This is a genomic window from Spirochaeta cellobiosiphila DSM 17781, from assembly GCF_000426705.1.
Classification (GTDB): Bacteria; Spirochaetota; Spirochaetia; order DSM-17781; family DSM-17781; genus Spirochaeta_E; species Spirochaeta_E cellobiosiphila.
The window spans coordinates 91,826-102,919 of sequence record NZ_AUFW01000018.1 but is presented as its reverse complement, the minus strand read 5'-3'; the positions used below and the strand labels follow the sequence as shown (position 1 = coordinate 102,919).

12 protein-coding genes are annotated in these 11,094 nt (G+C 33.6%); 7 read left to right on the top strand and 5 right to left on the bottom strand.

The window, feature by feature from the left end:
• Positions 1 to 3: 3 nt before the first annotated feature.
• The 4 genes from K345_RS0104265 to K345_RS0104250 are packed head-to-tail and all read left to right on the top strand — an operon-like array spanning position 4 to position 2,143.
• Positions 4 to 903, top strand: a complete 900-nt coding sequence (locus K345_RS0104265; RefSeq protein WP_156888298.1) for a hypothetical protein — start codon at positions 4 to 6, stop codon at positions 901 to 903.
• Positions 900 to 1,223 carry a double zinc ribbon domain-containing protein gene (locus K345_RS19665; RefSeq protein WP_037571252.1) on the top strand — a complete coding sequence of 108 codons (324 nt, stop codon included), beginning with the start codon at positions 900 to 902 and terminating at the stop codon, positions 1,221 to 1,223. Before K345_RS0104265 ends, K345_RS19665 begins: the two co-directional genes overlap by 4 nt.
• Position 1,224: 1 nt before the next feature.
• A complete protein-coding gene (locus tag K345_RS0104255; protein ID WP_053228051.1) occupies positions 1,225 to 1,758 on the top strand; it encodes a hypothetical protein in 534 nt (177 codons plus the stop codon).
• The gene (locus K345_RS0104250; RefSeq protein ID WP_028973128.1) at positions 1,718 to 2,143 is read left to right on the top strand and encodes a DUF192 domain-containing protein; all 426 of its coding nucleotides are present in this window, start codon (positions 1,718 to 1,720) and stop codon (positions 2,141 to 2,143) included. Before K345_RS0104255 ends, K345_RS0104250 begins: the two co-directional genes overlap by 41 nt.
• On the opposite strand, the gene K345_RS0104245 is transcribed toward K345_RS0104250, so the two are convergent.
• The 3 genes from K345_RS0104245 to xseA are packed head-to-tail and all read right to left on the bottom strand — an operon-like array spanning position 2,140 to position 5,118.
• Positions 2,140 to 3,672, bottom strand: coding sequence for an HPr family phosphocarrier protein (locus K345_RS0104245; protein ID WP_028973127.1), 1,533 nt, complete (start codon positions 3,670 to 3,672; stop codon positions 2,140 to 2,142). The two genes, K345_RS0104250 and K345_RS0104245, sit on opposite strands and share 4 nt — an antisense overlap.
• An 8-nt stretch (positions 3,673 to 3,680) precedes the next feature.
• The gene (xseB, locus tag K345_RS0104240) at positions 3,681 to 3,920 is read right to left on the bottom strand and encodes an exodeoxyribonuclease VII small subunit (RefSeq protein ID WP_028973126.1); all 240 of its coding nucleotides are present in this window, start codon (positions 3,918 to 3,920) and stop codon (positions 3,681 to 3,683) included.
• Complete coding sequence (gene xseA, locus K345_RS0104235) at positions 3,907 to 5,118, bottom strand: exodeoxyribonuclease VII large subunit (protein WP_028973125.1); 1,212 nt, start codon at positions 5,116 to 5,118, stop codon at positions 3,907 to 3,909. The genes xseB and xseA overlap by 14 nt, the downstream gene beginning before the upstream one ends.
• Before the next feature lie 65 nt (positions 5,119 to 5,183).
• Here xseA and K345_RS0104230 point away from each other — a divergent pair, with 65 nt between their 5' ends.
• The 3 genes from K345_RS0104230 to K345_RS0104220 all read left to right on the top strand — a co-directional run bounded on the left by K345_RS0104230 (position 5,184) and on the right by K345_RS0104220 (position 8,860).
• Positions 5,184 to 7,253 (top strand): helix-hairpin-helix domain-containing protein, encoded by a 2,070-nt coding sequence (locus K345_RS0104230; protein WP_028973124.1) that lies wholly within the window; start codon positions 5,184 to 5,186, stop codon positions 7,251 to 7,253.
• Between the two features lie 86 nt (positions 7,254 to 7,339).
• Positions 7,340 to 8,047, top strand: a complete 708-nt coding sequence (locus K345_RS0104225; protein ID WP_245584600.1) for a queuosine precursor transporter — start codon at positions 7,340 to 7,342, stop codon at positions 8,045 to 8,047.
• A gap of 36 nt (positions 8,048 to 8,083) precedes the next feature.
• Positions 8,084 to 8,860, top strand: coding sequence for a hypothetical protein (locus K345_RS0104220; protein WP_028973122.1), 777 nt, complete (start codon positions 8,084 to 8,086; stop codon positions 8,858 to 8,860).
• Here the strand turns inward: K345_RS0104220 and K345_RS0104215 are convergent.
• A complete protein-coding gene (locus K345_RS0104215) occupies positions 8,829 to 9,401 on the bottom strand; it encodes a rhomboid family intramembrane serine protease (protein ID WP_028973121.1) in 573 nt (190 codons plus the stop codon). The two genes, K345_RS0104220 and K345_RS0104215, sit on opposite strands and share 32 nt — an antisense overlap.
• Positions 9,398 to 11,068, bottom strand: a complete 1,671-nt coding sequence (locus K345_RS0104210) for a protein-disulfide reductase DsbD family protein (RefSeq protein ID WP_028973120.1) — start codon at positions 11,066 to 11,068, stop codon at positions 9,398 to 9,400. Before K345_RS0104210 ends, K345_RS0104215 begins: the two co-directional genes overlap by 4 nt.
• Positions 11,069 to 11,094 lie beyond the last annotated feature (26 nt).

The following is an 11,094-nucleotide window of genomic DNA, read 5'->3' as shown; positions in this document are numbered from 1 at the left end:
ATGATGAGAAAGTTATTCTTACCCCTCTTTATACTAATGACAGTTAATAGTTTCTCCTTAGACATTAATAATCCTGAAGATAGTGTTTTTTCGTTTTTCTTAACTGATGACATTAATCTTAATAGTTTAGATCATGATTCAAGCTGGCATTGGATTTATGGAGGAGAAACACGACATCTAATCAATGCAAAAAAGTATTTAATCGGATATTTTGGAGAATCTACAACGAAAGAACAAGAAGTCTATATTCTTGATCTTGAACAATATGAAAAAGATAAGATGATTGTCTTGGATCTATGGAGTGAAGAGGTAACCCCCTCTTATATTCTCTGGGATAAATTACCTACAGTTTCTTATCCTCCCATTATTTTAGACGGTGATTCTCGCGATTGGCTGACCATTCCTGCATTATCAATATTTAGTGAAGATTTTATACCTACTGTTTATACTAGAGAGTCTGATAATAATATCGCTACTTTCGATATAAATGATGCTGAAGACTATCGTGAACAGCTACCAAATAGTATAAAAGCTAAAACATTTCAGAATAGTCTCTTTATGTTAGTCAATCGTGATAGTGATGCTGTTAGGGAAGGTCCCTACTATTTGTATCTGTATCATGATAGGTCTGAATCAGCGAAATATGTGATAGAAATTCCTAATCAAGTAAAACAAGGCCCAATCTATCTATGGAATGTGAAGGAGAAAATCCACGATATAATTGGATATTATTATGATGGGATTGAAAATCTTGAAATTGAAATCAATATATCTCAATTGGATAGTATTGTTAATAAAGAAGGTTTATCTCTTGATTTGACTTATTCAAGATCTATGGACAGCTATAGGGAAGAGTTTTTCATTATTACTTTATACTGGGAGGATTTTGAATATTTAAAATGAAAAAAACAAAAGACAGAGAGAAACCGCATTTTTATTGTTCAAAATGTGGTAAAGAAGTGCCCTTTAATGCTGAAATTTGTCCCTCCTGTCGTACCTCTTTTACAAAGGTAATGTGTCCGGAATGTCATTATTCAAATGAAGCTAAGTTTTTTTCAAGAGGATGCCCTGTTTGTGGGCATATGGCACCTGCTTTATCTCTTAAGCAAAAACAACAAAAAGCTAAACTAGCAGTGAATAAAAGGGATATTGTCTTTTTGATAACCTTACCCATTTTAGTTATTCTTTTTGTTCTATTAGCATTATTATACCTAAGGTCGTAATATGGGAAGATTTGTTTTACTTCTTCTAGTGTTTATTGTTTTTACTGGTTCCATTCATGCCCAGGATTCTGATCAATTATCGAAAGGGTTTGATAATATTTTCATGGGAGACAGTTTTGAGCTGGTACAACAAAAACTGACTGAAAATAATCTTTTTAACTATAGAGGATCTCCTGATGTAAGTTTACTTGATGAACCCAATACAACTTTGATAGAATGTCGTGGTTTTTCCTATATCAACTGGGCTTCTTTTCAATTTATAGATAATAAGTTATATATAATTACATTGGAATTAAATCCAGAAGAAACAGACCATTATACAATGTACACCACTTTAGTGAGAAAGTATGGAGAATCTACAGAACTAGATCCTGAAGCCGTTCGCTGGATTGGGGATAATATTATTTTAAGTTTAGAAAGACCACTAACTGTTAAATACGTTGATCGTTTAATTCAACAACAATTGTTACAACAGGGGAGAGCGAATGAAGCTTATGAAGATGTTAATAAGGGTAATTTTCTTAATAAATTTTAGTTTAATACTTAATAGCTGTACCAATGCAGATATTGTAGAGATAAAAATTGGTGATAATATAATACAAGCTGAAATTGCAGATACAGACAGCAAAAGAGAAAAAGGCTTGATGTATAGAAAAAAGATGGAATTTGATCATGGAATGCTTTTTGTCTTTGATACTGAAAAGCAATTACATTTTTGGATGAAAAACACCTATTTACCCTTATCTATTGCTTATATTAACAAAGAGAAAGTTATAAAGGAAATACATACAATGTCTCCTTTAACGGAAAAAACAACTAACTCTGCCTATTCCGTCCAATATGCCCTGGAGATGAATCAAGGTTATTTTGAAAAAAAAGGTATCAAAGTAGGAGATAGGTTAGAGTTTAATCTTCCCTAACGTCTAAGATAGGACAATTCTTTTGGCAATATAATGTTATTACCGAATTCATCTTCTCCGTATCCATTCTCTGCCAGAATTTTGATGTCTTTGAGAACTCTTGAATCTCCTTCAAATTTAACTTTTATATCGGTCCTAATATCTATTTTACCTTCTGCTAACATATAGGCAATTATCCTGTTTATATATTCTCCAAAGGATTCTTCAACTACTTTTTTACATTCAGGAATATGTGGGACTAAGGAATAGCTTATAATAAGCTCTTTTTCCATTAATTCTTGGAATGCTCTATGGATGCGTTGTTCTAATGGCATTAGTTCATCATCATGTAATGAGTCTAATTGCATGATAGTGTTTGATATATTTTTTCTTTTTACTGCATTTATTTTTTCATTCAAGCGAAATAGGTCTAAAGGAACAGCGGCATTACATTTAAAATCATCCATATATACCCATATTTGACTACCATAATGTTGAACAATCTTTGCTATAAGAGTAGAAGGCCGTACATGAAAACCTCTATATACAGGTACAGGTACTTCTATAGTTGTTTTGTGTGCATAGGCCGCAATAACAGATTGGCACAGGCTAATGGATTGATCTAAAAAAAGCCTTGAATACTTTAGACAATAGTCAAAAAGTAAGCTGAGAACATCTTCCTGACTTATGTTCATAGGATTATGTGTTTTTGTTTTTCCAATAAACTCCATCATATGTCTTTCATAATAATGGATTAAATCTGTGGCCCCTTCCAGGAGATGAAAGATTATTGAGGCATGCCCTCTAATTAAGGGGAGATCATCATCATAATCTTCAACACTGGTAAAACCAATATTTGTGTCATAAAAGCTTTGTAAATTATGGAATTCTGTTTCTAATGATCTTAAGTCTTTTTCACTAATTTGTTCTGGGATAAAACTTGCATAATCACATTCTCCACTGGGACATAGTTCTAAAACCTCTGTATTTGTAAATAAATTCAAAAAAGAAGTAGCCATGTTTACGATATATCTATCTGGGGATTTGATATTAAGTTTTTTACGAGTATGATTTAACTTGTTAAGTGGTAATTTTGATTCAATATTCTTGGGTAATGATATTTCTAAAAAAGTTAATTTTATCTCTTGTCCATAGGCATACCATTGGTCTAATGAGTCTAGCAATATTTGGCCAGCCTTATGCAGCGATTGCCCTGTCAAAGGATAAAAGTCCTTTGAATCACTCTTTAGTTTGTATCTTTTGTAATTGGCATGGACATGTAAGAAAATATAGAGAACATTTGAGAAGCGCTTGACAGCACTATTAGCTTCCCTAAAGGGAAACCACTTAGTATTACTTTTTGCTCCAAACAAATCCAAAACTTCTTCAATTCTGGTTGATTCATTTAATATTTTTGATATTAACAAGCTATTTAATATTCTGGTTCTACCTGCTTTTAGATATTTATAATAAGAAAAGAGCTGGCTTAGATTTTCTTCTAGATAGCTATTAATCTCATCAACTGTTAAATCTTCTCTATGATGAAACATCATGACCCCTATTCTACAATATCATCAAATAAACCGATTTCGGCATCATTTGTTTTATCCTCAATCGGATTCATAAGTATTTCTACTTTTTTTTCAATCTTTTTTAGGTCTTTTTCTAAAGAGGTAGCTAATTTCATCCCTTCTTCAAAGGAATCAACTGCTTCATCTAATGGGATTTGACCTGTCTTAATTAGATTACTTATTTCTTCAAGCCGTGTTAATCTATCTTCAAAGCTATTGTTCTTCATTTGTAACTCCTTGCACAACTGTTTCAATATGACCATCTTGTAAGTGAATAGTTAATCGATCTTGTGGATTAACTATTTTTGATGTTGAAACAATATTTCCTTCTTCATCCTTTATAAGAGAATACCCTCTTCTAATGATTTTTTGAGGGTTAAATTCTTCAAGTTGGGCTAGTCTTATATTCAGCCAGTTACACTTATCATCTAAATTTTGTTTTATATGTCTCATGAGTTGTTCTTTGGCTTCATCTAGGCGTTGCTGGAAAGGCTGGAGGTATATTTGAAAAGAACGCTGAATATCTTGTTTACTAAATATTCCAGTCATTTTACGGACTTGATCAATTTGATTTTGTACAAAATACCTCATATCCTGAGATGCCGAATAAAGTCGATCATAAAAATTTAGCCAGTTCTCAGTGACTTTTTCTGCTGCTGCTGATGGTGTTGCAGCCCTATAATCAGCTGCAAAATCTGTTAGTGCCCAGTCTATTTCATGACCTACTGCACTTATAATAGGTATTCTTGAGTCCACTACTGCTTGAACCAGGATTTCTTCACTAAAACAGATTAGATCTTCTAAGGAGCCACCACCTCTTGTTAAAATAATGACATCAGCTAGACCTAGTCTATTAATTTGTCTGACTCTTTTAGCCAGGGCATCTCCCGCTTCATTACCTTGTACTAGCGACGGAACTACAATAAGATGGACGTTATCATATCGGCTTTTAATAACACGTTGAATGTCTCTGATAGCTGCTCCAGTAGGTGATGTAATAATGGCAATTCGTTCGGGATAGGAAGGAATCTGCTTCTTTTTATTTGCATCAAAATAACCTAGTTGAGCGAATCTTTGTTTACGCTGTTCTAATATGGCTAATAATTGGCCTTCTCCAGCCAAATCCATTGTATCACAAACTATTTGATAAGATCCTCGAGGTGGATATACACTTAATCGTCCCGTCACTTTGACAAAATCCCCATCCTTGGGGCGAAATCTTAAAGCAGAGGCTGATGATCTGAACATAACTGCACTGATAACTGAATGATTATCTTTAAGAGTAAAATAAACATGCCCAGAAGATGCTGGGCGATAATTTGATATTTCACCTTCAAGACATATATCGTTTAGATTTTCTTCTAATAATTTTTGAATGATTTGCGTCAGCTCACTTACCTGAAGTGCTTTTGTTGATGAGAACATAAGTTCTATAATAACAAAAAACTTTGCGTTGGCGAAGCTGTCTTTTTTAGGTTAGTATGCTTTTTATGGAAAATTTTATTGTTAAGAGAACAAATTTATCCCTATCAGGTGTTAAGGCATCCTTGAAGCTGTTTGATGAGGATTGTACTATACCCTTTATTGCCCGTTATAGAAAAGAAGTTACAGGGAACTTGGATGAAGTAGAATTAGAAAAGATAATGAAATATAGAGAGTTATTTCATTCTCTAGTTAAACGAAAAGAAGCAATAATTAAAGCAATCAATGAACAAGGTCAACTTACTGATTCCTTAAAAAAACAAATAAATGAAGCAGAATCTCTAAATGCTTTGGAAGATCTTTACGCTCCATATAAAAGACGTAAAAAAACAAAGGCTGATTTAGCTAGGGAAGCTGGGTATGAACAATCTGCTATTGATATATTTCAACAGAAAGACGGGATTGTTTTATCTGAGAAAGAATCAGAAGGTGTCGTTCATATTATTGCCGAATGGATAAGCCATGATCAAATAATTAAGAATGATTTAAGACAATGTTTTCAACAGGAAAGTGTAATTAAGGCTATTGTCAATAAAAAGAAAATCAAAGAACCTGAGGCCCAAAAATATAAAGATTACTTTGATTATGAAGGATCCATTCATAATCAACCAGCTCATAGAATTTTAGCTCTATTTAGAGGAGAATCAGAAGGTTATCTTAAATTAAAATTATCCCCAGAGGACGAGCTTGCCTTTCAAATAATTAAAAAAAATCTTAATAAGAGAGAAAAACATCCTTCTTGGGCATTGATTGAAACCTCTTATCAAGATGGGTATAAAAGACTATTACAACCCAGCTTGGAAAAAGAGTATCTTAATATACTAAAAGAACGAGCTGATTTGGAATCTATTACTATATTTAGGAAGAATTTGGAGAACCTATTATTATCTTCTCCCTTTGGTAATAAAGCAATTATTGGTATTGATCCAGGCTTTAGAACAGGTTGCAAGGTTGTACTATTGAGTGATAATGGTGATTTGCTGGCAAATAGAACCATATATCCTTTAGAACCACATAATAAACAAATTGAAGCACAGAATATATTGGAAGATCTCATGAAACGAGCAAAAATTAGTGCAATAGCATTTGGTAATGGAACGGGAGGTCGTGAACTAGAAAAATTCCTTAAAGATTTAAACTTATCAGTTCCCTGTGTAATGGTAAATGAAAGTGGTGCAAGTATTTATTCAGCTTCTGAAGAAGCCCGTCGTGAGTTTCCCGATTATGACATTACTGTAAGAGGTGCTGTATCTATAGGTAGACGTTTTCAGGATCCTTTAGCCGAATTAGTTAAAATTGAACCAAAAAGTTTAGGAGTGGGACAGTATCAACATGATGTTAATCAAAAGGATCTTTCTCAAGCCTTGGATTTTGTGGTCGATTCCTGTGTCAATAGAGTGGGTATTGATATTAACACTGCAAGTGAGAGTTTATTAAAACATATAGCTGGTCTTAATAATAAAACAGCTAATAATATAGTTCATTATAGAAGGGATAAGGGATCATTTACTTCAAAAGAGGGAATAAAAAAGGTATCAGGCATCGGCCCCAAAGCTTTTGAGCAGGCAGCTGGTTTTCTGAGAATACCTGAAAGTTTGAATATCCTGGATAAAACAGGAGTGCATCCTGAACAGTATGAACAAATTAATAAGGCCCTTAATACCCTCAATATTACATTAGACGATATTCGTCAAAATGAGTTGATACAGGGTAAATTAATGAATATTTTATCAGATACAATTGGTAAATATACGGCTCAAGACATTGTAGAAGAACTGATAAAACCAGGTAGAGATCCTCGGGCTGAGTTTGAAATCATTTCTTTTGCTGATGGTATTAATACCATAGAAGATCTTGAGAAGGGAATGTCTCTCACAGGTATCATCACAAATGTGACTGCTTTTGGTGCCTTTGTCGATATTGGGGTACATCAAGATGGCTTAGTTCATATCAGTCAATTATCGAATTCTTATGTCAATGATCCCACAGAGATTGTCAAGGTGGGAGATAAAGTCGAGGTCAAAATCCTGACTGTAGAAGTTGAGCGTCATAGAATTTCTTTATCCATGAAGGGTTGAGTCCTTGTACCTTTTTTGATTTCATGGCATAAGTATTCCCCGGCGGTCGCAGTTACCCGCCTTAACAAAACGACGGAGGAATACTTATGTCTCTCATTTCAATGCCCAATGAAGTCCTTTGGGTAATAATGCTAGCTGTAAATTTTGGTTTTATTTTATTATTGTACCGTTTATTTGGTCGATTAGGGTTGTTTATGTGGGTACCTATATCCGCTATTGTTGCAAATATTCAGGTTCTTAAAACAGTTGAATTATTTGGTTTGACAACCACTTTGGGCAATATTGTTTATGCTTCAAGTTTTCTTGTCACAGACATATTAAGCGAGAACTATAATGAAAAAGATGCCCGTAGGGCGGTCATATTAGGTTTCATATCGTTGGTAAGCATCACTTTACTTATGAATATCGCTCTTTGGTTTACACCAGAATCTTCGGACTTTTCTCAAGAGAGTTTAGTAACCTTGTTTGGTTTTTTCCCAAGAGTTGTGGGTGCTAGTCTTATTGCCTATGTGTTGTCACAGCTTCATGACATATGGAGCTACAATATGTGGAAAAAGAGGCTACCTCAAACAAAGTATATATGGGTGCGTAATAACGCAAGCACAATGATTAGTCAATTAATCGATACGACTGTATTCACCTTTATAGCTTTTTGGGGGGTATATCCCCTAAGTGTTTTTTGGCAAATATTTATTACAACATATCTGTTTAAGTGGATAGTTGCTGCATTGGACACCCCACTTGTTTACTTATCTTCACATTGGAAACGATCAGGGATTATTAAAGAAGTCTAACTTGCCATCGATAGGGGGACGTGATATATTTCCCCTATGTTTGGATTATTGATAAAGAAGAGTTTTTATGACTTTTGGGATAACTTGTTTTCTGCTGCATTCCTAAATCTAGGTTTTATGCTAATTGGTGCTTATACATTTTTAGTGCCACGGTTAGTGATTAATATACCTCCTTTAGCCGTTGCTATAACTGTATCTGGTATTATTTTTACTTTCTTGTATGCTGGCGGTGTATCTTTTATGATGTTTGATACTACCGGTGGTGGCCGAAGATTCGAATTAGCAAAGCTTTTTCCTTATATCAAGCAAACTATGGGTAAAACTTTTAGGAGTCTATTACTTATTGGTTTATTTGTTGTAGTCACTTTTGTTAGCCTTCCTTTTTATACTTCAATGGAGGGTTTATTGCCCGCAGTAGCAGCTGTAGTGGTTGTTTGGTTAGCTGTATTATTTACATTAGTGTTTCAGTTTTATATTCCTATGTATATACAGGCACAGGATAAAGCTAAACCCGTACTAAAAAGGGCTTTCCTCTTTTTTATGGATAATACTTTCTTTTCGATATCAGTCTTTATTGTAAGCATATTTATTTTTTTAGTTAGTCTCTTTACTGCACTATTAATTCCTGGTATTTCTGCTATCTTCCACTTTCAACAAGAAGCCGTAAAAATGAGAATGAAGAAATATGATTATTTAGAAGAGAATCCAGGGACTAATTCTAAAAAAGTCCCATGGAAAATTATATTAATGGAAGATAAAGAAGAGATTGGACATCGAACTATTAAGAATTTGATTTTTCCTTGGAAGGATTAAAAAAGCCGAACAAGCTTCCTATAATACCACCACCTATGTGAGCGAATTCACTTATGTCATTTGTTTGAAAAGCATTAATCACTTCTTTTAAAAGGAATAGTAAAAAAATCAATATGAAGGTCAGGGGAATTTCTCCTGATCGAATATTGGTAAATGAGCTTAATAAAATCATCATAAAAACGACTCCACTGGCTCCTAATAATCCTGTAGGGAATAGAATTGAATTAAGAGCTCCTGTGATAAAAGCTGTTATCAGAATCATAACCATTAGATCTGTACTTCCATACTTTTCCTCAAGACCAGGTCCTAATAATAAGATAAAAGTAAAATTCCCAAGAAGATGTGACCAATTAGCATGACCTATCACATGAGTAAATAGCCTTAGATAACTTAAGGGATTTGTAATAGCAAACCCCCCTTGACCGGGTACTACAAATAAACCTTCTGTTAGTCCAGGTAAAACGGAGGAGTTCAATAGTAAAACAATAGTTGCTATAAAGGCAAAATTAAGAGTTATTGGTGCATTATATTTTATTTTCATAGCTTCATTCCTTTTCTTAGAATATCTTCAAAATTATCAAAAGTTAGTATCTCAGGCAATAAAATTGGTTCGTCTTGTCCTGGAACATACAAGCCATAAGCAGGAAGTCCTATTTTTCCCCATTGATTTAACCATTTTGCAATAACTGGATCATATTTAGTGAAATCTCCCTTCATCGGTTGTATTCCAAGTACTTTAAATAAATTATCTGCTCTCTCTGTATTGAATACAGCAAGTTCATTAAATTTGCAATTAGTACACCATTGAGCATAAAAATCAACAAATACTGGAGTATCCATCTGTCTTAACCTGTCAAATTCTTTCTCAGAAAAGACTTTCCAGCCTGGTCTGAGACTTAATTCAACATCTGTAGTCTGGTCATTAAGGGTATGAAAATTAAGTAAAGTTCCTGCGGAACCTATTGTTATTATAAGTAAAAAAATAAATGTTATTATTTTCGTTCTTCCTTTATGCTTTGGAGTAAATATGCGTTTGCCTATCCACATTTCCATGTATATTATGAAGATAAAAAATAATGATTTGATAAATTGGTTGGGTTCTATAAGATAAATTAAGGTGTTTAGTAGGTAGAGACTAACACCTAACAACATAAAACCCATAATGTTCTTAAAGATGTCCATCCAGGCACCAGATTTAGGTAGCTTATTTACCAGTTGTGGAAAAAAGCTTAGTAGCAAATAGGGCAACATCATACCTATTCCCATAAAAATAAATATTCCTAAGATGATAAGGGTTGATTGGGTGAAAGCAAAAGCTAATGCTGTACCCATAAATGGTGCTGTACATGGCGTTGCAACAATAACTGCGAATATCCCTGAGAAAAAAGATCCCCATCTTCCTGATGTTTTCTTTTGTAGTGGTTTAGACATTAGGGAAAAATCCCAGTGATACATATCAAATAGAGATAGACTAAAAATAAATATTCCTAATGAAAGGAAAAAGACAAACCATGGATTTTGAAATTGAAATCCCCATCCTACCAATTGTCCTGTGTTTTTTAGTAATATGATTATTAAAGCCAAAAGTATAAAGGTGATGACAATCCCAATCCCGTATAAGCTTGCCTGGAAAACCCGTTCTAAAGGTTTGGCGTCTTTTGTTTTAACAAAGGACAACACTCTTATTGTTAATAGGGGAAAGACACAAGGCATTAAATTAAGAATTAATCCACCAATAAAGGCTAAAAGAAAATAGTACAATAGATTATTTGATCCTGTGTCTATGGTAGGATTTATATCTATCGCTATTTCATAGCCCTTGGGGAAATAGCAAATACCTTTATCTGTACAGAGTTGATAATTGAGATTTACTGAATTTGTTTCTGAGCTAGTATCTGATGGAATATAACGAAGTTCTACTTCTAAACTAATAGTTCCTTCATAATAGGGAATACCATGTTTTACTGTATTTGTTGAAGGATACACAATGTTTTTGATCAACCATGGACTATTTTCTGGACTAGAGATATTGAAGAACTGTCTATCCTCTCCTTGGTATAGCCCTTCAGGTATTGTAACATCGACAGTCATGAGATAATCGTATTCATCCTGATGTAAGATAGAGTAATCTACTAATTCAATAGTTTGAGAAAAAACTGTATAAATAAAACCAAAAAATAAAATGAGCGTAAATGTAAGTCTGTTCATTTATATAGAATAATATGAATATTGAA

Bases quoted from the DNA above. Each gene is read 5' to 3' on its own strand.
- K345_RS0104210 (WP_028973120.1), bottom strand. From the start codon at position 11,068: ATGAACAGACTTACATTTACGCTCATTTTATTTTTTGGTTTTATTTAT.
- K345_RS0104255 (WP_053228051.1), top strand. From the start codon at position 1,225: ATGGGAAGATTTGTTTTACTTCTTCTAGTGTTTATTGTTTTTACTGGT.
- xseA (WP_028973125.1), bottom strand. From the start codon at position 5,118: ATGTTCTCATCAACAAAAGCACTTCAGGTAAGTGAGCTGACGCAAATC.
- K345_RS0104220 (WP_028973122.1), top strand. From the start codon at position 8,084: ATGTTTGGATTATTGATAAAGAAGAGTTTTTATGACTTTTGGGATAAC.
- K345_RS0104245 (WP_028973127.1), bottom strand. From the start codon at position 3,672: ATGTTTCATCATAGAGAAGATTTAACAGTTGATGAGATTAATAGCTAT.
- K345_RS0104215 (WP_028973121.1), bottom strand. From the start codon at position 9,401: ATGAAAATAAAATATAATGCACCAATAACTCTTAATTTTGCCTTTATA.
- K345_RS0104265 (WP_156888298.1), top strand. From the start codon at position 4: ATGAGAAAGTTATTCTTACCCCTCTTTATACTAATGACAGTTAATAGT.
- K345_RS0104225 (WP_245584600.1), top strand. From the start codon at position 7,340: ATGTCTCTCATTTCAATGCCCAATGAAGTCCTTTGGGTAATAATGCTA.
- K345_RS0104230 (WP_028973124.1), top strand. From the start codon at position 5,184: ATGGAAAATTTTATTGTTAAGAGAACAAATTTATCCCTATCAGGTGTT.
- xseB (WP_028973126.1), bottom strand. From the start codon at position 3,920: ATGAAGAACAATAGCTTTGAAGATAGATTAACACGGCTTGAAGAAATA.
- K345_RS0104250 (WP_028973128.1), top strand. From the start codon at position 1,718: ATGAAGATGTTAATAAGGGTAATTTTCTTAATAAATTTTAGTTTAATA.
- K345_RS19665 (WP_037571252.1), top strand. From the start codon at position 900: ATGAAAAAAACAAAAGACAGAGAGAAACCGCATTTTTATTGTTCAAAA.